An 18,464-nucleotide genomic window follows, 5' to 3' on the forward strand; every position below is an offset into this window, starting at 1 on the left:
ACCGTGAGTGATCCCAGTTCATCATCCCGTCACGGCCCGCGTCGCCGGTTTCCTTCCCTCACCGACCCGGAACGACCCTTCCGGGCAGACGAGGGAGGCGACGCACATGCGTGTCCTGTACCTGCTGAACATCTCCAACCCCGACCGGTTGTCGGCGGATTCGGGGTGGATCTTCGCGGACCTGCTGGCCCCGGCCCTGGCCGACACCGGGGCGGAAGTGACCGTCGCGGCTCCGGCTCCGGCGGGGGATGTCCGATGCGGCTTCCACCGGACGAAGGTGCCGGGGACGAAGTACCGGGCCCGCTTCTCGGCGGACGTCGACGAGCTGGTGGCGCTGATCGAAGCCGAGAGGCCGGACGCGGTGGTGGCCAACCAGATCGAGGAAGCCCCGGCGATCCGTACGGCTCTGCTGGAGGCCGGATCGGACGCGCTGCTGGCCGGGTACTGCCACTACCTGCCGTTCTCCTTCGCCGATGGCGGGCAGCTCCTGTTGGACCCGTCCTTGGACGACGCGGGGCTCGGGCGGCCGGTGCTGCTGGCGTTCGCCGCAGGGCTCGCGGCGTGCGACCGGGTGCTGGTGCACTCCGCCACTGCCGCCTCCTGGGTGTCGGCTGCAGCCACCCGGATGACCGTGGATATCGGTGAGCGGCTGCGGGTAGTGCCCGCGCCGCGCGACGAGCGACTCGTCCGCGACCCCGCCGCACGGACCACCCCCTCCGGCGCGGGGGCGATCGGCGTCTACAACCACCGGCTGTACGCGCACTACGGCACCGGGCAATTCGTGGACTTGGCCCGCGACCTGGTGGCCTCCGGCACCGTACGGCTGCGGGTGATGGACCTGTTCGGCCAGCGGCGGGCCGAGCGGAGGGGCCTGGACGACAGCCCCGAGAAGATGCGCGACCAACTCGCCGCCCTGCCGCACGTACAGGTCGTCTCGGACCGGGGCGACCGTGTCCGCTACAAGAACCTGCTGGCCGGCGCCGGCTTCGGTATCGCTCCCTTCCGTCCCGGCTGCCCCTGGTCCATGAGCGTGATCGACTGCCAGGGCATGGGCCTGCCGGTCATCTCCCCGCGCCTGGGCTGGCTCGCCGAACACATCGACCCCGAGCTGTGCTTCACGACCTCGGCCGAGGCCGTCGCCCTGGCCGAGCGCTTGGCCACGGACGACGAGTTCCACGCCGTGCATGCCAAACGGGCCCATGCCTCCACCGCCGACTTCGCCCCCGCTCTGGTCGCCGCCCGCTACCTGGAGGCCCTCTCATGACTGGCTTCGACGCGGTGTTCCTGTCCTACGACGAGCCGATGGCCAACTCCCTGCACTCCCGGCTCCAGCGGACACTCAGCGGCACGGTCAAGCGCCTGCACGGCGTGCACGGGATGCGCCTGGCCTACCGGCTGTGTGCTGAGGTCGTCGACCGCGAGCAGTTCTTCCTCGCCGACGGCGACTTCGCCATCGACCCCGGCTTCGACCCTGCCGATGTCAGGCCGCTGGACGAGGGGGTGTCCATGCGGGTGTGGCGAGCGGTCAACCCGGTCAACGGCCTGACCTACGGCTACGGCGGGCTGAAGCTGATCAGCCGCAGTGCCCTGCGCGAGATGGGCGAGGCCGTGGATGTGCTTGCTGCCCTGCCCGGCCGCATCGAGTTCGCCCACCAGACCGCCGGGATCACGCGGTTCAACCAGAGCCCCTTCCACGCCTGGAAGGCCGGCTTCCGCGAGTGCGCCATGCTGGAGCGCGGCAGCGAGTACGGCATGGCGGACGGCGACGCGCACAGGCGCGTCGAGGCATGGACTCTCAGCCGCAGCGGCGAGTTCGCCGCCTACTCCGCCGCCGGGGCCCGGGAGGGCGTCTCCTTCGCCCGCCAGGCCGCACGTGACCCGCAGCAGTTCGACCACCTCAACGACCCCACCTGGCTGCGGGAGAGGTTCACCGCCGCCCATGGGGACCAGGCGGTGTCCGGATGACCGGCCCGCTGGTGCTCATCGAGCCGTACGCGAACCGCCTGGGCGGGCACCACCAGCGCACGCTGGTGGCCCTCGCCCAGGCCCGGCCCAGCAGCCTCGTCATCTCCCCGCACGGGATCGCCACCGAGGCGGTACGTGCCTTGCGCGAGGCGGACGCCCGACTGGTGACCGCACCGGTGGGGCCGGCGGCAACCGTGCTGGGTGCCGTCTCCCGGTTGGCGTCCGGGCTCTCCTCGGCCGGTCAGCGTGTGTTCCGCTCGCGCCGCTGGCCTGGCGGTCTGCGGAGGGTGCCGCACCAGATCACCCTGATCGCCCGGTGCCTGACCGAGGCGTCCGCACTGCGGTCCGCTCGCCGGTTGGAGTCCGGCGCCGACGCGGTGGTGATCCTGACCGCGAGCGAGGCCCTGCACGGGGCCGCCGCCCTCCTCGGCGGGCAGCCGCACTTGCGGTTCGTCCACGAGGCGGTCACGGCCGAGGACACCGTCGTGCGGCTGCTGGGCCGGCTCGCCCGCCGGGGCGAGCAACAGGTTGTCGCCGTGTACCCGACGCAGGCTGTCGGAGATCAGTTCGCTACGGCCTTCGCCGACCTGCCCGCGGTGGTGGGTGCCTTCGCGGTCGACGACGGCCGCCGCCTGAATGACGCCGAGCGTGACGGAGGCCGGGCCGCGTTCGACATCCCCGTCTCCGAGGCGGTGGTCTGCCTGGTCGGCGGCTGGAGGCCCTACAAGGACGTCACCGTCGTCGACGCCGCCCTGGACCGGCTCAAGGAGCCCCTGCACCTGGTGGTCACCGGCTCCCCGCTCGACGAGGCCGTCCTGGAGCGGTGGCGGTCCCTGCCCGATCTGCGGGTGCACATCGTGCCCGGCCCCGTCAGCGATGCCGTGCTGCGGCTGGTGTACGCCGCCGCTGACGCCGCCCTCGTCACCCGCCGCCCAGGGACCGGCAAGGAGTCCGGACTCGTCATGGACGCTGCCCGCCTCGGCATCCCTCTGATCGTCTCCGAGCACGACGGCGCCCTCACCACCCGCCTGCATGGCCAGCCCTGGGCCCTGACGTTCTCGGCCGGCGACCCAGACGCCCTCGCAGACGCCCTGCACACCGTCATCCGCCAGCCGCCCCCGCTGCCCGGACCGGCGGCCCCGGGCCTGCTCGGGATGCGGTCGGCCGCCGAGCAGGCCGACTTCCTCACCCGCACCTTCGCCCTCTTGCGCACGAAGGAGTCCTGAATGCCGAGCACGCCTCCCGCGCTGATCGCCGTCGTCGGCCCCGTCGAGCCGACTCTGCTGGCCGCCTGGGCCCGCCACTACCGGTGGCTGGGCGTCGAGCGGTTCCTAATCGCCTTCCACTTCCCCGACCACGTACCCGACCGGAAACGGCACGAACTCCAGGCCGCCGCCCGCGAGCTGGGCATCATCCCCACCGGCACCAGCACCGGCCCGTGGCACGAGCACACCAACACCCAGCTCCGCGACGCCCTGCGGCACCGGGCCGGTCCCGGCTGGCACCTGCTTGCCGACGCCGACGAGTTCCAGCAGTACCCCGCCCCGCTGAACGAGGTGATCGCCCATGCCGAGAAGTCCGGAAACCCTGTGGTGGGCGGTTTGATGCTCGACCGCGTCGCCGCCAGCGGACGGCTGACCGACTGGCGGCCCGAAGGCGGCCTCGACCTCGCCTATCCCCTCGGCGGTCACCTCACCCACCGGCTCCTGCACGGCGACCCGAGGAAGATCGTCCTTGCCCGCCACGACGTCACCGTCTCCTCCGGCAACCACCGCTCTCCGGGCCACCGGCCGGATGCGGACCGCATCTGCGCGGTTCACCATTTCAAGTGGCGCTCGGGCGTCCTGGACGACCTGCGCCGACGGGTCCAGCACTTCACCACCGGCACCTGGCAGGAACACACCCCGGCCGTCCGCGACGAGGCCGGACGCCTGCTAGCCCATGTCGGACAACACGGCGGCGTGATCAACACCAGCGATCCGCGGTTCGCCTTCCGCCGGGTGAGCCTGGACCGGATGCCCTTCAGCTGGCCCTCTGAAGCCCGCAGCATCTTCACCACCTGGCGTCCGCACGCCCACAGCGGCCAGGATTGACACACAACGCTCTCACGCGCGGACAGCATGTCGTGGAAGGATGACCACGTGCCCCTCGCCGTACTCCTGGCCGGCCTCACCGGCTCCGGGAAGACCACCGTCGCCCAGGCCCTGGCCGACCGTGGCTACCTCCGGCTGTCCGTAGACGAGGAGGTCCACCGCCTGCATGGCCGGTACGGCGTGGACTACCCCGAGCACACCTACTTCGAGCGTGAACGGCCCGTGGTCGAAGCGACCCGGGACCGGTTCATCAAGGAGATCGAGGCCGGAAACGACGTCGTCCTGGACCACGGCCTGTGGCGCCGTGCCGAGCGCGACGCCTGGCGGCAGGCCGCTCGCGAAGCAGGCGGCCTGCCCGTCGTGGTCTACCTCCCCGCCGACCGCGACGAGCTGCTGCGACGCCTGGCCGAGCGCAACGAACGCGAGGACGCCAACGCGCTGACCGTCACCCCCGAAGCCCTGGACGACTTCTTCGCCCGCTTCGACCCCCCTGCCGACGACGAGGACGTGATCGTCCACACCGGCGACCTGGACGTACTGGTGGCGGCACTTACCGAGGCCCGGGGGCGGTAACGCCGACGGGCCTCGGTCCGGAGGGCGTCAGCGACACGACCCGCACGGCCTGGCGCCGCACGTGGAGTCGAAGCCGCATAGCGCCGAGTCCGGGTGAGGCTCGCGGTGGGTGTGTCAGCGTCGCCGTGCCTGCGGCGGCTGAGGCGGACTGGCCGGGGCGGCCGATGGCGATTGGACCGCTGTGCTCGTACGCCGCGCCGGACTCTGTGCCTGTGCCGCACGAGCGCGGGCGCTGGGTGCCGACCTCGTACTGAGGCGTTCAACGCGCCAGGTCAGGACCCGCGCTGGTCGGCGGGCATCGTCTAGCGCTCGCTGGTCGGCGGCCTGCTGCAGGAGCTGGGTGGGGTCGTGTCCGGCCTTCTCGGCGTCCGCGAGCACGGCGGCGAGTGCGTCGAAGGTGGGGTCCTGCAGGATCTGTTCCGCGTGATCGGGCACGGTCTGCCGGACGAAGAGGATGTGCCGCTCCACCAACTGCTGGGGTGGCCGACGCTGGACGAGCACGGTCAGCGGCGCGATGGCAGTTTGTTCGTAGGCGGCCTGCAGATGGACCAGGGTCTGGTGAGCTGCGGCCACCTGTTGGTCGTGGTGGCGCAGTTGGTGCCAGCGGGCGGCGGCGATGACGGTGAGGATCGCGGCGTCGAGGAACATCGCCAGTAGGGCGCCGTCCTTGGGGGCGGGCTCGCGGACCATGGCTCGCACGGCGCCGCGTAGGGCGCGGGCGTGCTGGTGCTCGGCCTGGATGCGGGAGCGGGTAGCGCGCTCGAACGCCTCCGCAGCCTGTCGGAGTTGAGAGCGGATGTCCGGGGGCGCGAGGAAGGGCAGGGCATCGAGGGCTTCACCGAGGGCGGCCAGATGAGCCTGAGCAGCCGCGTCTTCACCGTGCTCAAGGCGATGGGGGATGCGCTCTGCGGCAGCGGTGGCCTGGTGCCACGGGTCGGCCCTGCGCTGGCCGTGCGGCTAGTCGGTGGCGTCGAGGCGCTTGCGAATCTTGGGGAAGGATAGGTCGGGGGAGAGTTCGGAACCTGAGTACCAGATCGGTTCCTGTTTGCCGTTGGTGTCGCCCTGGAGGGCGACGGTGTAGCCGCGTACGTCCCCGGAAGGGAAGTGCTTGACGTCGACGAAGATGCCGTCGGTGTGCTGGAGCAGGCCGATGAACTCTGTGGTGCTGGTGGCGGCGGCCACGGCGGTTCGGACGGTGGTGCGCAGCTGTTCGCGGGCGGTGTGTGCGTGACCGGCTCGCGTGGCCTTCTCCTGCTCGGCGCGGGTGGGTCGCTTGGCAGCGGTGCGATCCCCGCGCACGATCTGGAACAGACCGTACTCCTTCTCGATGGCGGCCAGTTCCCGGTCGGCAGTCAGATAGTCGTTCCAGTGACGTGCGGTGCGCAGATCGGCGCGGACTTTGGTGGCGGCGATGTGGATGTGGTCGGGCGCGTGCCGCACGGCGACCCAGCGGCAGCCGTCCGGGTCGCCGTCGGGGGCGATGCCGGTGGCGGCGACGACGCGGCGGGCGATGTCGGCCCACTCCTCGTCGCTGAGGTGGCGGTCGGTCTCGGCGGCGCGGATCGAGCAGTGCCACACGTACTTGTCGGGGGCGCGGCCGAGTCGCTCGGCTTGCTAGACGTGCAGGTCGAGGTCGGCGACGAGGTGCCGCTTGGTGGCGTCGAAGTCGTCGGCGCGGCCGGGGTCGGGGGCGAAGCCATCCCAGGAGGCGACCAGGTGGGGGTCGGTGTGGTCCTTGGCCTTCTTGGTGTCGTACAGGTAGCGGATCAGGCCGGCGGTGCTCTGGCCGCTGCTGATCTTCGCGATCACCGGGCCGCCTTGTGGCTGACGGCCTGGTTGGCGGCTGCCGCGATGTTGCCCACAGCCGTGCCGACGGCTTTCAGGGTCCGGTCGGTCTGGGCCAGCAGGGCGTTGCCCCCAGGGTGTGGATGGCCGCCGGAGTTGAGCTTCTTGGCGATCTGGTTGACGTTGCGGCCGATGGCGGAGACCTGCTGGCGGAGGGCGTTGAGTTCGTCGATGTAGTCGTCGAGTGGGGTGCGCTGGCCGGGCAGCGTGAGGTCGCCGTGGACGTGGGCCAGGGCGACGACGGCGACGTAGTGGGCGCCGCTGACGTTCAGTGACTTGGCCTTGGCGAGGATGTCGGCCTTCTCTTCGATGCTGTAGCGGGCGTCGACGCGCTGCTTGCGCGGGCCGTTCGGGTCGGGCTTGCGGCGGCGGGCGACGCGGTGGAGGGCGGCTACGTCGGCGGCACGCGGCAGCGGCGCAGCGGCAGCAGCGGCGGCGACGTCAGTGGGCTGTTCCTCCTCGGGCACCCCCTGGTGCCCGAGTGCCTCCGCCACCCCCGGGGCGGAGGTTTCCCCGCGAGACCGGCCTGCGGACGGTCCAGCGGGATACCTTGCTGCGCTGTCTGGGGCTGAGGTGGTGTGCAGTTGCTGCTGAGCTGTGGGGAGTTCGTGGTCCTGTTCGTGCATGAAGGTACTCCGGTGGTGAGGGGGACTTGGGGGCGTCACGTGCGTCGCATGCGTCCCATGCCTGGTCAGGACAGGTACGGACACGCGGGCAGGTACGGAGAAGTCCGTCCCGGTGAGGACATCCGTCCCCGCACTGACCTGCGCGGGGACGGATGCGACGCAGTGATACGGACCCAGAGGGAGGTGGGTCAGTGGGCGCGTTTGGGGCCGGCGGGGCCGCCGGGCGGGCCGATGGGTAGCTGACCCGCCGGGGCGGCGGGCGGCTTGCCCTGAGCGGTCCGCTGCGCGGGGGCGGCATGGTGCGTACGCGCTGCCTCGGTGAGGTCCGGGCAGTGCCGGGCCCAGCTGTCCAGGAACCGGTTACGGGCGTACCCCTTGGCCTGCCTGCCCTGGTCGAAGCGGTAGTTGGCCGGGCGGATGTCGAAGTCCCGTAGCAGTTTCCCCAGGTGGTAGGCGTTGAGCCCGTTGGTGCCGTGCTCTGCCCAGGGGGCGTCGGGGTCTTGGAGCAGGGTGGTGACCAGATCCAGGCTGGACAGGGCTTCGGGGTTGCCGTGTGCCTCGAAGACGTGGTGGATGTCGCGCAGCAACCTCGTCTTCAGGTTGGTCTGCTCGTCCTGGACGGCCTCGAAGCGGGTCATCGCCCCACAGGCCGCACGGGCAAGGGCGGGCCATTGGCCGCCGGCCAGGTCGGCGACGATGACGAGCGGTTCCCAAGTGTCCGCCGCCCGGTCCTCCACCGGCATGGTCGGCGCCATGCGGCCGGCCGTGCCGAGCAGCGGTCCCAGCCAGGCAGTCAGCTTGTCCCGCAGTGTGTTCAGTTCCGGTGTGGCGTAGCGCGAGCGGAACGGGGTCACCTTCTCGCCCGGCGTGCGTTTTTGCATGCGGAGCACGACCGCCCGGTCCGTGATCGTGTCGGGCAGGTCGCCGATCGAGGCCAGCGCGGCCATGGCGAAGGTCGGATACGGGGTCGGCTTGTGCTCCGGACCGGAGATGCGCCAGGCGGGCCGGTTGCGTTGGTGTCCGGCGTTCAGCAGGCCGCGTAGTTCCTCGTTGTCGCCGGCCTTGCTGAAGATGGTGTCGGCCTCGTCCACCAGGAGCGTGCGCGGGTTCTTGCCGATGACGCGGAAGAGCACCGCCGTAGACATGTTCACCGTCATGATCGGCTGGTGCACGGTCTCGTGGAGCACGTCCAGCACCCGGGACTTGCCGCAGCCCTTCGTCGGGCCGACGACCGCCAGGCGTGGTGCGTGCTGCAGGGCGGGCTGGATGTGCGTGGCCGCCACCCACAGGGTGACCGCGGTCAGAGCCTCGTCACTGGGCAGTACAGCGTACTTGCCGATCGCCGCCCGCAATTCATCCAGTAGTTCCGGACCCTCACCGGAACCCCGTTCTCCAAGGTCTTCCGGTCCCCGAGCAGGCCGGGGACCGGTCCCGTGATCCGGTCCCCTCCGCGTTGGCGGATCCCGCCATGGGGCTGTCGGTCCCCAGCGACTGGCGGGGACCGTGGCCACGGTCCTCGTTCCGGTCCCTTGGCGCAGCTGCAGCTTCCTGGGGACCGGTCCTCGTTTTGTCGCCGCTGACCTGCTGGTTTGTTCCGGATGTCGATACGGGGACCGGGGCGTGCGGGGACCGAGCAGCGGGGACGTCGCCGGGACGGTCCCCAACCGTGGCACCGGAAGACGGCTGGGGACGGTCCCCGTGTCCTTCCACATCCGCCGGTTGCTCGGCGGTCCCCGATGCCGGGGACCGTGTGTCCGCCTGGTCCCGGCGTTGCCAGGGGATGCCCTCGCCGGGGACCGCCGGAGTGGGCCAGCTGATCGGGGAGGTGTTCGTGGGGTTGGGGGACGTAGGGTCTTCCATAGGCGTTCCTCTCCGGTGAGGGGCAGGACGGGCAAGGTCTCGCCCCTCACCAGCTCATTCGTTCAGGGATGGGCGATCAGTTGGGAAGTCTTCGGCCCTCGGCGTTGGCGCGCCGGGGGTCGCTTCGTTGTCCGCGCCAGACGCGGGATCAGGCCGTCAGGTCGTACGACGTCTGGGCGTCCAGCCACGCGTCCACCTCCCGCCAGCGGTAGCGCAGGTGACGGCCGACCTTGTGGACGTTGGGGCCGATGCCCCGGTACTTCCACTGGTAGAGGGTCTTCACCGGCACCCCGAGGTAGGCGGCGACGTCGGAGGGGGTGGCGAGCTGGTCACGCTCGGCGCCGGCCAGGCGCGGGGAGTGGTTCGGCAATGAGGTCTCCATATCGGAATCAGGGTTTTGGATGGCAGGCGTGGACAACAAGGCCACACCATCCGCGGAAGCGTCCAGCGTGGATTCTGAGCCCCGGCTACTTCCCTCAGCATGGCCGGGGAAGACCAGAACAGTAAGGGCGGATCGCCGGTTGCCGAAATCCATCCCGCGGAAGCAGAAATTTTCTGTGGAGAAGCGACTGGCTGAGGTGCCGGAATCCGATACCTCGGCAGGTCAGAGGTAGCGTCCAGTCGTCAGCGGCGAAGCCGCCAACCCACCGGACACCGCATCTCGAATCTCCCCAAAACGCCCACAATTTCGACGCGGCGGGAAGATAGCACAACCTCCCGGCTGACACGGCTCGTGATGTGCCGGAATTCAACGAGACGAATGCCACGTCGCCCCGGAACGGCGTTTGTAGAGTTTAAGAACCAACTCTTGCCATGGCGCCCGGATGCAAGTTACAGCTACCTGTCATGGAAACCCGACCTGTCGAAATAGGCCCCGCTGGCCTCCACACCGCCCTCAGTCGCACCGGGCGCACTCGCCGCCGCTGCGACATCGACGAACTCGTCATCGCCACCGTGCTCGGTGTCCCTCCCACGACCCTGCTCCCGCCGCCACCGTCGGTGTTCGGTGATGACCGGAGGGGGTGCTAGTTGGCGCGGGTCTGGATTGAGGACCGCACAGGGCACGCGGCGTACGTACGGGCCGTGGCGGAAGCCAAGCGGGCAGGGCGCACGTCACCCGGGCGCTACCGCGTCCGCTGGTACGACCCCGACGGCAAACCGAAGATGAAGACCTTCGCCCGCAAGGTCGACGCCGAGGCGGAGCGGACGAGGATGGAGTCCCGTCTCAACGACGGCTCCTACCGTGATCCCGCCGCCGCGCGGGTGAAGTTCGCAGAGGTGGCGGAGTCCTGGCTGGCCGCGCAGATCCATCTCAAGCGTTCCACCCGGGGCCGCTATCGCGGCGTTCTCGATGTGCACGTGATCCCCAAATGGGGCACCACTCCGCTGGACCGCATCCACTTCGAGGACATCGCCGAGTGGCTCGCGGACCTGCTGTCCGGCGAGGCAACCGGCGGCAGAAAGCTCAGCCCTCGTTCGGTCCGGAAGGCGCACGTCGTCCTCAGCCGCGTTCTCGGCTACGCGGTCAAGGCCCGTCGTCTGTCGGTCAACCCGGCTGTCGGCGTGCCCCTGCCGAAGGCAATGCCGACTGACCACGTGTACCTCGACGACATGCAGGCCGACGCGCTGGCCAACGCGTCAGGCACCTACCGGGTGTTCATCCTGCTGCTGGCCTACACCGGCCTGCGCTGGGGTGAGGCGTCCGCACTGAAGCTGGGCCGCGTGGACCTGGATGCCTGCCGGGCTCACATTGTGGAGGCGTATGTCGAGGACAACGGCAAGCTCTACCTCGACACGCCCAAGAACCACGAGCGCCGGTCGGTGCCGATCCCGCGGTTCCTGGCCGAGGAGTTGAAGCCGCACGTCGAGGGGAGGGGCGAGGACGAGCTTCTCTTCACCGCTCCCCAGGGCGGTCCGCTGCGGGCCCGCAACTTCCGTCAGCGGTTCTTCGCGCCGGCGGTCGTCAAGGCGGGGCTTGGGCACCTCAAGGTCACCCCGCACAAGCTGCGGCATACGGCGGCTTCGCTGGCCATCGCCAGCGGCGCGGACGTCAACGTCGTCCAGACGATGCTGGGTCACAAGTCCGCGACGCTGACCCTGGACACGTACGGCCATCTCTTCCCGGACCGCCTCGACGAGGTATCCAAGAAGATGCACAAGCGCCGCGCCAAGCAGCTGGCCAAGGCGAAGGCCAAGTTGGAGAAGGCGGAGCGGAAGGCGCGCAAGGCTGCCGAAGCAGTAGCTGATCTGGAGGAGGGCGCAGCGTGATGTGTGCCATTGCTGTGCCGAGCCGCAGCAGTCGTTGGCGTGGACCCACGGCCCTGCTGGGGATCGTCGGTCAGAACGGGAGGTCGGCGGCGTCATCCGCCACGAGGCCCCATTCAGCCGATGATGATGTGTTGCTCGGTGCGTCACATGCCTCGAACGCCTGCCGCCGGACTTGCAGTCCCGCAGTGCCCTCGCCCCATGCGGTGAGGGCTTCCATGGCCCGTTCCTGGTATTGCCACAGGGCGCTGGTGGCCAGCGTCGCTCGCAGCAGCGGGGCCGCGGCCTTCCGGTGGCGGTGCAGGCGAGAGTCGTCCAGCAGCGGGATGCAGGCGGCGAGGGCGGCTTCACGGACGTGTGGGTCGTGGTCGTCGAAGCAGGCGGAGACGGCGGAGAAGAGCAGTGGTCGGATCTCGCGAGTCCGGACGAACGGAGGGTAGTCCTCGGGAGGGAAGCCAAAGTGGCGCATCGTTGCCTCGGCTTGGTCGTCGGCGGCGTTGGCCACCGAGTCCAGCCACTCAAGGAGCGCGGCGCGCATCGGCCCGGGGAAGTCTCGGGGTCTCTTCTCGACGGGCAGGGTGGTGCGTGGGTCGGGGAGGATCGCGGCCACGTAGAGCGCGGCCGGGGCCGTTGCGCCGTAGAGCGTGTTCTGGTGGTGCACCACGTGGTGCAGGTGGTCCAGGGCCTGGGATCTCACGCGCTGGTCTGTGTCCAACAGTGCGACGAGCTGCGCGGGGGTGTCATCCGCTGTCCCGTAGGCGTGATCCAGGGCGTCCCAGTCGGTCTCGGTCAGCACCACGGCAGGGTCGGGCAAGGGAGCCAGGCTCACTGACGTTCCCGCCAGGCTCGGTCCAGCGCCTCTGCAGTCGCATCCGCGGCAAGCTTTTCGATCTTCTCGGGCACCTCCCGCTCGTCGAGGACGAAAAGCCGACCGCCGGTGAGGTGGGTGGTCGGCTTCCAGTCGAGGCGGCGGGCCGCTTCCCGAGCGGCACGACGGACGTCCTTCAGCTCGCCCATCTCTTCGAGGTCGTTGCTGCTCAGGATGAGCTGCCCGTAGTACCCGTTGTACTGGGGCTTGAGGGCGGCCCTCATCAGTGATTCCAGGCGGTCGACCAGCTTCTCGTACCGGCGTCGGGCCAGCTCGTCCCTCTTGGGCATCGTCTGCCGCTCCCCACCCTCTGCGCGGACGCCATGTGTGCCATATGTGTGCTGCTAGACCGGAGGCCCTGTCGCCACTCGGACGACAGGGCCTCTGACCTGGTGTTTCTCCGTGCCCCCGGCAGGATTCGAACCTGCGACACCCGCTTTAGGAGAGCGGTGCTCTATCCCCTGAGCTACGGAGGCGGGGATCTGGCAGCCGTACGAAATGTGCCTAGAACGGTGCAATGTGCGGCACCGAAGCTTGGCATGTTTTGGACAGCCTGGCGATCGACCTGCGACGGTCTGCTCGCCGCCGCCAGTGTAGCGGGTGGCGTGCTCGACGCACGGGGTGTGGGGCGGGCTGGGGATCTTGCCCCGGGGGTGGGCCGGGTGGGGTGGCCTGCGGAGGGTGTCCTTGTTGCCGTGGTCCACCCCCGGTGGCCGCACCACTGGTTCCGGTCGGCGAACCGGGCGGCAATTGGTTCACCTCGGCCACCTCAAGTCGCCGGCCGGTGTGTGAGAGAGGTTCGGGCATCTAGGACGACCGGCGTTGCCGGGGCGCGGTCTCGGGCTCGTCGGCCTGGAGGTCGGCCAGCAACTCGGCCTGGCCCGCCAGCACTCCGGACAGGATCGTCCTTGCCACCCGCAAGAGTTCGGCCACCTGCGGGTTGGCCAGAGAGTAGTGGACGGCCGAGCCCTCGCGGCGGGGTACGACGAGGTTGGCCCGGCGCAGTACGGCCAACTGCTGGGAGAGGTGGGCTGCTTCGACGCCCACCTCCGTGAGCATTTCGGAGACCGCGTGTTCGCGCTCGCTGAGGAGTTCCAGCACCCGGATGCGGACCGGGTGGCCGAGGGTTTTGAAGAACTCCGCCTTCAGTTGGTAGAGCGGCGCGCTCACCACGCCCGCCCCGCGCCCGTGGAGGCCGCAGGGGTGCCGGACGGCCGCTGTCGTGTGTGCGGGGCGCATCGCGTCCACCCAAAACTCTTCGTCATGGGGACATCCTCGCGTCCTCGCGTCCTCGCGTCCGCATGATGACCTTCGTAATTGCCAAGAAGGGCAATTACGAAGCCGCAGAGGGGAAGTCTCGACCGCCCCGACCGCCCCGGGGCGGGGTGGGGTAGCGCCGCCCTCCTGGTCATCCCGTGCTGCCTCGGTCTGTCACAGGGGGAGGGCGATCCAGATGCTCTTGCCCTGGCCGTCCGCATCGCCCCGGACGACTGCGGTACCGCCCAGTCCCAGGGTGAGTTCGATGACGGTGCCCAGCCCACTGCTGGTGGCCGCGGTGAACAGGGAGGGTTGGCAGGGGTGGCGGTCGTGCACGGCGAACGCGAACGTGTCCGTGCCGGCGGCGTAGATGACGGTGACGGTCGGGGAGACCGGCGCGGCGTGCTGGACGCTGTTGGTGACCAGCTCGGACAGGATGAGCAGCGCCGGGTCCACAGTGGGATGGTGTCTGCTGATGCCCCATTCGGTCAGGACCTGTTCGGTGGTCTCACGGGCGATCCGTACCGCTGAGCCCATCGCGGGCAGGGTCAGTACGTGTCGCAGCGGCAGGGATTCGAGCTGGGTGCTCACCGGGCGGACTCGGTGTGGGCCAGGCGGAACCCGGTCACTGTCTGCGGGCTGATGCGCACCAGGGTGTCGTGTGGGCCGTGTGCCCAGCCGGGCAGCGTACGACGGTAGTGAGCGGCCTCGTCCAGGTCGGTGATCACCTCGGCCGGGCCCGTGACCGTCACGGTCCAGCCGGTGCCGCCGGCCACCTTGATCTCGTCCGACTGGTAGGTGAGCGAGGTCCTCAGGGACAGGGCGGCGGCCTGGGCGGGAGTGCGGACGATCAGACGCCCGTACTCCAGGACGTGGACGGCAGGGCGAAGGACCGGCTGCTCGCGCTGGACGTACAACAGCCGCCCCTGGGCCGCGCTCTTCAGCAGCCACAGGGCTTCGGTACCGGAGACCTCGACCATGTGGCGCGCGGTGGGAGTAGTCATCGGGGAGCCTCTTCGGTGACGGGGGCGGGCAGAACTCCGGCGTGGTGAAGGTGTGCGCGGGCCCCGGCGATGGCCTCCGGTGTGGTGGCGTATTCACGGCCTTCCCTGCGCAGCAGGTCCAGCGCGCCGACCGATTCGAGGGCGCGTCGCTGACCGGGGCGGATCCCGGAGGTCAGTACGGCGATGCCGCGCCGGTTCAGCTTTTCCACGGCGTCCTTGAGGACCAGGGCCCCGGTGGCGTCCATCGTGGTGATCCGTGACATGCGCAGGATGACCACCCGCACGTCGGCGACCTCGGACAGTTCGAGGAGGAAGCGGTGGGCGCCGGCGAAGAACAGCGGCCCGTCGATCCGGTAGGCGACGATGTGCTCCGTGAGCAGGGCGTGCTCCTCGGCACTGTGCTCGCCGGGCATGTCGGCCTCGAAGTCGACCTGGTCCATGCGGGCCTGGTTCGCGACGGCCCGCAGGGCCAGGGCGCCCGCGACGGCCAAGCCGATGATCACCGCGTAGACGAGGTCCAGGGCCAGTGTGGCGACAGCCGTCAGGACCAGCACGATCGCGTCCGAGCGGGTCGCGCGGGCCATCGCGCGCAGTGCGCCGACCTCCACCATCCGGATCGCGGTGGCCAGCAGCACCCCGGCCAGTGCGGCCAGCGGGATCCTGGAGACCAGCGGGGCGGCGGCGAACACGATCACCGCGAGGACGGCGGCGTGGGCCAAGGCGGCCAGCCGGGAGCCCGCGCCGGTACGGACATTGACGGCGGTACGGGCGATGGCGGCCGTCGCGGGGACGCCGCCGAACAGCGGCGCGGCCAGGTTTGCGATGCCCTGCCCGAAGAGTTCCCTGTCCGGGTCGTGCTTCTGGCCCACTGTCATCCCGTCCGCGACCGTCGCCGACAACAGTGACTCCAGTGCGGCCAGCGCGGCGACCGCCACGGCCGGGGCGAGCAGCGAACCCATCGCGGACAGGTCGAGGAAGGCCAGCGAGGGGGCGGGCAGCCCGGCGGGCAGCTCGCCGATCGGGGCTGCCGCGTCCAGGTGGAAGAGCTGGGCGGCAAGGGTGGCGGTGATGACCGCGACGATGGAGAACGGGACGGTGGGGCGCCATCGGGCACCGAGCAGCATCACGGCCGCGACCGCGGCCGCCAGGGCGACGGCGGTCCAGTTCGGCGCCCGCACGAACTCCTCGACGGCGCGCCAGGCCACCACCAGGACCTTGTCGCCCTCCGGCTCGGCGACCCCGAGCGCGTTGGGCACCTGCTGGAGGCCGATGACGCAGGCGATGCCAAAAGTGAAGCCCTCCACCACCGGGGCCGGGACATAGCGCATGTAGCGGCCGGCCCTCAGCAGCGCGAGCACGATCAGCAGGACACCGGCCATCAGCCCGACGGTCAGCACCCCGCCGGGCCCGTACCGGGCGACGATCGGCACCAGTACGACCGTCATCGCGCCGGTGGGGCCGGACACCTGGAGGTTGGAGCCGCCGAACAGCGCGGCCAGGGCGCCCGCCACCACCGCGGTCGCGAGCCCGGCTTCGGCGCCGAGGCCGGAGGAGACGCCGAATCCGAGGGCGAGCGGCAGTGCGACGACGGCGACGGTGAGACCGGCGAGCAGGTCGCGGCGCGGGTTGCGGGCCATGACGGCGAAGTCGGCACGGGCGGGCAGCAGAGCGGAGACGCGGCCCCAGGAGCGGGCAGGGAAGGTAGTCAACGGGTGGCGACCTCGGCTTCCCGCAACTCTTCCAGGAGCTCGTTCTGCCCGGCCAGCATCTCGGTCAGGATCCGCCGCGCGGCCCTCATCAGCTCCGCCACGTCCCCGCCCGCCAGTTCGTACACCACTGTCGAACCCTCCCGGGTGGAGGTGACGATGCCGGAGCGCCGCAACACCGCCAGCTGCTGGGACAGTGCCGAGGGTTCCACCTCGATCGCCGCGAGCAGCCCCCGCACCGGCATCGGCCCGTCCTGCAGCAGCTCCAGCACGCGTATGCGGACGGGGTGCCCGAGCATGCGGAAGAACTCGGCTTTGGCCTGGTACAGCGGGACCGGCATGGTTTCCAGCACTCCTCATCACCCTGGGCACCCGAGGCATTGCCTGGTGCTGTGCTGTGTCCGCGACCGTTTGCGGAGACAGCCAGCACAGCACAGCCAGCACAGCATGTAGTGAATTGCAGAGTTTTGCAATTCATGTATTGCGAGTGGGGTTGGTGATGCTGGTGGGGCTCGCCCTCCTGCGGGACGCGGGATGCGGGACGCGGTGCGCTGGGTCCCTTGACGGGGTGCGGGCGTGGGCATAGCGTCACGAAAGCCCTGAGCAAGCGCTTAGAGAGGTCGTTCGTGCCGCACCCCGACCAGACTCCAGCCACCCCCGCCGCCGAGCCCGACCGGGCGGCGGCCCGAGCAGAACGGGTGGCGGCCGCGCTGACCGGGCCCGGGGGGCCGTTCGCCGTCGTGCGTGCCGAGGACGGGCCGCAGGCGGGGGCGCTCGTGTACGCGGACGGGCCCGGGACGCTCCGTGAGTTCGTCGAGACCACCTGGGCGTTCGGCGACCAGCCGTTCCTGATCTCGGAGGAACGCTGCTATACGTACGGGGAGTTCTTCGCCGCGGCCTCCGCGCTGGCGTGCCGGCTGAGCGAGGAGTACGGGCTGCGGCCGGGGGACCGGGCCGTGGTGGCGATGCGGAATCATCCGGAGTGGCAGATCGCCTTCTGGGCGGCCCAGCTGGCCGGGCTGGTCGCCGTACCGCTGAACGCCTGGTGGACCGGGGACGAGTTCAGGTACGCGCTCGACGACTGCGGGCCCCGGGTGCTCCTGGTCGACGGGGAGCGGTTGCCGCGGGTCGCGGACTGGGCCCGTGACTCCGGGGCGCGCGTCATCGTCTTCCGTGACGAGGAGCGCGGGGCCCTCGGCGCGGAGCCGGTGGACGGGATCGAGTGGTACGCGGACCTGCCCGAGCCCGATCCGTACGCCGCACCGCCCGAGGTCGGGATCCGGCCCGAGGACGACGCGACGATCATCTACACCTCCGGCACCACCGGCAGGCCCAAAGGCGCCGTCGCCACCCACCTCGCCCAGGCGGGTGCCGCGCGCAACCCCCGGTTCCACGCGGCGGCCTCCGCGCTCGGCCGGGGCGTCATCCCCGGACAGGGACCGGCGCCCGTCACCCTGCTCACGTTCCCGTTCTTCCACGTCGCCGCGTTCACCAGCTTCTACGCCGCGATGTCGGCCGGCGGCGCCCTCGTGCTGATGCGCAAGTGGGACGCGGAGGAAGCGCTGCGGCTGATCCGCGAGCACGGGGTGACGCACTACGCCGGGGTGCCGGCCACCGCGCTCCAGCTGCTCGCCTCGGCCGCCGGGGAGGAGGACGGGCTGGCGAGCCTCCAGATGCTCAACACCGGCGGGGCCGCCGCCCCGCCGGATCTGGTGGCCCGGCTGACCGCCCGCTACGGGGAGCGGATCGAGCCGCGCAACGGGTACGGGCTGACCGAGACCAGCGGCGGCGTCCTGGCGAACTTCGGTGCCGAGTACCGGGCGCATCCCGGCAGCGTCGGCCGCCCGACCCCCACCACAGAGGTGCGGATCGCCGGTCCGGCGGGCGAGGAGCTGCCCGAGGGCGAGGTCGGCGAGCTGTGGCTGCGCGGACAGGCGCTGGTCCGGGGCTACTGGCAGGACGAGGAGGCGACGGCGCGGGCGTTCAGCGGCGGCTGGTTCCGTACCGGGGACCTGGCGGTGGTCCACGAGGGCCGGGTCGATGTCGTCGACCGGATCAAGGACATGGTGATCCGGGGCGGTGAGAACGTGTACTGCGTCGAGGTCGAGGGCGTGCTGCACGGCCACCCGGATGTCGAGGACGCGGCGGTTCTAGGTGTCCCTCATCCGGTGCTGGGTGAAGAGGTCGCCGCGGTGGTACGGCTCCGGCCCGGCGCCGTGGCCACGGCAGAGGAGCTGCGGGCGCATGTGGCCCGGAGCCTGGCCGCGTTCAAGGTCCCGGCCCATGTGCTGGTGTCCGGGGAGCAGCTGCCCCGCAACGCCACCGGGAAGATCCTCAAGCGCGAGCTGCGCGGACCCGTCGAGGAGGAGATCCGGGGGACAGGGACAGGGGCCGGGGGGTGA

General features: G+C 70.6%; 17 protein-coding genes, 1 tRNA gene and 1 pseudogene. 7 read left to right on the forward strand and 12 right to left on the reverse strand.

Going from position 1 to position 18,464, the window contains the following annotated elements; all coding sequences use genetic code 11:
- Window positions 1-106 precede the first annotated feature (106 nt).
- From RLT59_RS22655 to RLT59_RS22675, 5 genes are read left to right on the forward strand one after another with little or no spacing between them, the layout of a single operon-like run.
- On the forward strand, window positions 107-1,264 hold the full coding sequence (locus tag RLT59_RS22655) for a glycosyltransferase family protein (RefSeq protein ID WP_311305086.1): 1,158 nt from the start codon (window positions 107-109) through the stop codon (window positions 1,262-1,264).
- Window positions 1,261-1,965 (forward strand): hypothetical protein, encoded by a 705-nt coding sequence (locus tag RLT59_RS22660; protein ID WP_142229224.1) that lies wholly within the window; start codon window positions 1,261-1,263, stop codon window positions 1,963-1,965. The genes RLT59_RS22655 and RLT59_RS22660 overlap by 4 nt, the downstream gene beginning before the upstream one ends.
- Window positions 1,962-3,191: a glycosyltransferase gene (locus RLT59_RS22665; protein WP_311305087.1), complete on the forward strand. Its 1,230-nt coding sequence runs from the start codon at window positions 1,962-1,964 to the stop codon at window positions 3,189-3,191. The genes RLT59_RS22660 and RLT59_RS22665 overlap by 4 nt, the downstream gene beginning before the upstream one ends.
- On the forward strand, window positions 3,192-4,058 hold the full coding sequence (locus tag RLT59_RS22670; RefSeq protein WP_125613629.1) for a glycosyltransferase family protein: 867 nt from the start codon (window positions 3,192-3,194) through the stop codon (window positions 4,056-4,058). It abuts the gene before it with no gap.
- Window positions 4,059-4,106: 48 nt separating this feature from the next.
- Window positions 4,107-4,631, forward strand: coding sequence for a P-loop nucleotide/nucleoside kinase family protein (locus RLT59_RS22675; RefSeq protein ID WP_229321587.1), 525 nt, complete (start codon window positions 4,107-4,109; stop codon window positions 4,629-4,631).
- Window positions 4,632-4,745: 114 nt separating this feature from the next.
- Here RLT59_RS22675 and RLT59_RS22680 read toward each other — a convergent pair.
- The 4 genes and pseudogenes from RLT59_RS22680 to RLT59_RS22695 form a co-directional block, all read right to left on the reverse strand.
- A pseudogene (locus tag RLT59_RS22680) lies at window positions 4,746-6,440 on the reverse strand (relaxase/mobilization nuclease domain-containing protein).
- The gene (mobC, locus tag RLT59_RS22685; RefSeq protein ID WP_311305088.1) at window positions 6,437-6,970 is read right to left on the reverse strand and encodes a MobC domain-containing protein; all 534 of its coding nucleotides are present in this window, start codon (window positions 6,968-6,970) and stop codon (window positions 6,437-6,439) included. Before mobC ends, RLT59_RS22680 begins: the two are co-directional and overlap by 4 nt.
- Window positions 6,971-7,290: 320 nt before the next feature.
- Window positions 7,291-8,454, reverse strand: coding sequence for a DUF3631 domain-containing protein (locus tag RLT59_RS22690; protein WP_399125905.1), 1,164 nt, complete (start codon window positions 8,452-8,454; stop codon window positions 7,291-7,293).
- A gap of 656 nt (window positions 8,455-9,110) precedes the next feature.
- The gene (locus tag RLT59_RS22695) at window positions 9,111-9,344 is read right to left on the reverse strand and encodes a helix-turn-helix transcriptional regulator (protein ID WP_185900623.1); all 234 of its coding nucleotides are present in this window, start codon (window positions 9,342-9,344) and stop codon (window positions 9,111-9,113) included.
- 701 nt (window positions 9,345-10,045) lie between these two features.
- Here RLT59_RS22695 and RLT59_RS22700 point away from each other — a divergent pair.
- Window positions 10,046-11,230 carry a tyrosine-type recombinase/integrase gene (locus tag RLT59_RS22700; protein ID WP_311305089.1) on the forward strand — a complete coding sequence of 395 codons (1,185 nt, stop codon included), beginning with the start codon at window positions 10,046-10,048 and terminating at the stop codon, window positions 11,228-11,230.
- Window positions 11,231-11,300: 70 nt separating this feature from the next.
- On the opposite strand, the gene RLT59_RS22705 is transcribed toward RLT59_RS22700, so the two are convergent.
- The 8 genes from RLT59_RS22705 to RLT59_RS22740 all read right to left on the reverse strand — a co-directional run bounded on the left by RLT59_RS22705 (window position 11,301) and on the right by RLT59_RS22740 (window position 16,403).
- Window positions 11,301-12,041 (reverse strand): hypothetical protein, encoded by a 741-nt coding sequence (locus RLT59_RS22705; RefSeq protein WP_311305090.1) that lies wholly within the window; start codon window positions 12,039-12,041, stop codon window positions 11,301-11,303.
- Window positions 12,042-12,052: 11 nt separating this feature from the next.
- Window positions 12,053-12,385, reverse strand: coding sequence for a hypothetical protein (locus RLT59_RS22710; protein WP_098008702.1), 333 nt, complete (start codon window positions 12,383-12,385; stop codon window positions 12,053-12,055).
- Window positions 12,386-12,498: 113 nt separating this feature from the next.
- Window positions 12,499-12,571 (reverse strand) — tRNA-Arg (locus RLT59_RS22715).
- 331 nt (window positions 12,572-12,902) lie between these two features.
- A complete protein-coding gene (locus RLT59_RS22720) occupies window positions 12,903-13,265 on the reverse strand; it encodes an ArsR/SmtB family transcription factor (RefSeq protein ID WP_311307820.1) in 363 nt (120 codons plus the stop codon).
- A gap of 261 nt (window positions 13,266-13,526) precedes the next feature.
- Window positions 13,527-13,943 carry an ATP-binding protein gene (locus RLT59_RS22725; RefSeq protein WP_311305091.1) on the reverse strand — a complete coding sequence of 139 codons (417 nt, stop codon included), beginning with the start codon at window positions 13,941-13,943 and terminating at the stop codon, window positions 13,527-13,529.
- Complete coding sequence (locus tag RLT59_RS22730) at window positions 13,940-14,356, reverse strand: pyridoxamine 5'-phosphate oxidase family protein (RefSeq protein WP_311305092.1); 417 nt, start codon at window positions 14,354-14,356, stop codon at window positions 13,940-13,942. The genes RLT59_RS22725 and RLT59_RS22730 overlap by 4 nt, the downstream gene beginning before the upstream one ends.
- Complete coding sequence (locus tag RLT59_RS22735) at window positions 14,353-15,993, reverse strand: SulP family inorganic anion transporter (RefSeq protein WP_399126946.1); 1,641 nt, start codon at window positions 15,991-15,993, stop codon at window positions 14,353-14,355. The genes RLT59_RS22730 and RLT59_RS22735 overlap by 4 nt, the downstream gene beginning before the upstream one ends.
- A gap of 68 nt (window positions 15,994-16,061) precedes the next feature.
- The gene (locus RLT59_RS22740) at window positions 16,062-16,403 is read right to left on the reverse strand and encodes an ArsR/SmtB family transcription factor (RefSeq protein WP_311305094.1); all 342 of its coding nucleotides are present in this window, start codon (window positions 16,401-16,403) and stop codon (window positions 16,062-16,064) included.
- A gap of 285 nt (window positions 16,404-16,688) precedes the next feature.
- Between RLT59_RS22740 and RLT59_RS22745 the strand changes: the two genes are divergently transcribed.
- Entirely contained in the window at window positions 16,689-18,464 is a 1,776-nt protein-coding gene (locus RLT59_RS22745; protein ID WP_399125909.1) for a class I adenylate-forming enzyme family protein, read from the forward strand.

The sequence above is a fragment of the Streptomyces sp. ITFR-6 genome (assembly GCF_031844725.1).
Lineage (GTDB): Bacteria > Actinomycetota > Actinomycetes > Streptomycetales > Streptomycetaceae > Streptomyces.

Bases quoted from the DNA above. Each gene is read 5' to 3' on its own strand.
- RLT59_RS22655 (WP_311305086.1), top strand. From the start codon at position 107: ATGCGTGTCCTGTACCTGCTGAACATCTCCAACCCCGACCGGTTGTCG.
- RLT59_RS22660 (WP_142229224.1), top strand. From the start codon at position 1,261: ATGACTGGCTTCGACGCGGTGTTCCTGTCCTACGACGAGCCGATGGCC.
- RLT59_RS22665 (WP_311305087.1), top strand. From the start codon at position 1,962: ATGACCGGCCCGCTGGTGCTCATCGAGCCGTACGCGAACCGCCTGGGC.
- RLT59_RS22670 (WP_125613629.1), top strand. From the start codon at position 3,192: ATGCCGAGCACGCCTCCCGCGCTGATCGCCGTCGTCGGCCCCGTCGAG.
- RLT59_RS22695 (WP_185900623.1), bottom strand. From the start codon at position 9,344: ATGGAGACCTCATTGCCGAACCACTCCCCGCGCCTGGCCGGCGCCGAG.
- RLT59_RS22710 (WP_098008702.1), bottom strand. From the start codon at position 12,385: ATGCCCAAGAGGGACGAGCTGGCCCGACGCCGGTACGAGAAGCTGGTC.
- RLT59_RS22730 (WP_311305092.1), bottom strand. From the start codon at position 14,356: ATGACTACTCCCACCGCGCGCCACATGGTCGAGGTCTCCGGTACCGAA.
- RLT59_RS22735 (WP_399126946.1), bottom strand. From the start codon at position 15,993: ATGGCCCGCAACCCGCGCCGCGACCTGCTCGCCGGTCTCACCGTCGCC.
- RLT59_RS22740 (WP_311305094.1), bottom strand. From the start codon at position 16,403: ATGCCGGTCCCGCTGTACCAGGCCAAAGCCGAGTTCTTCCGCATGCTC.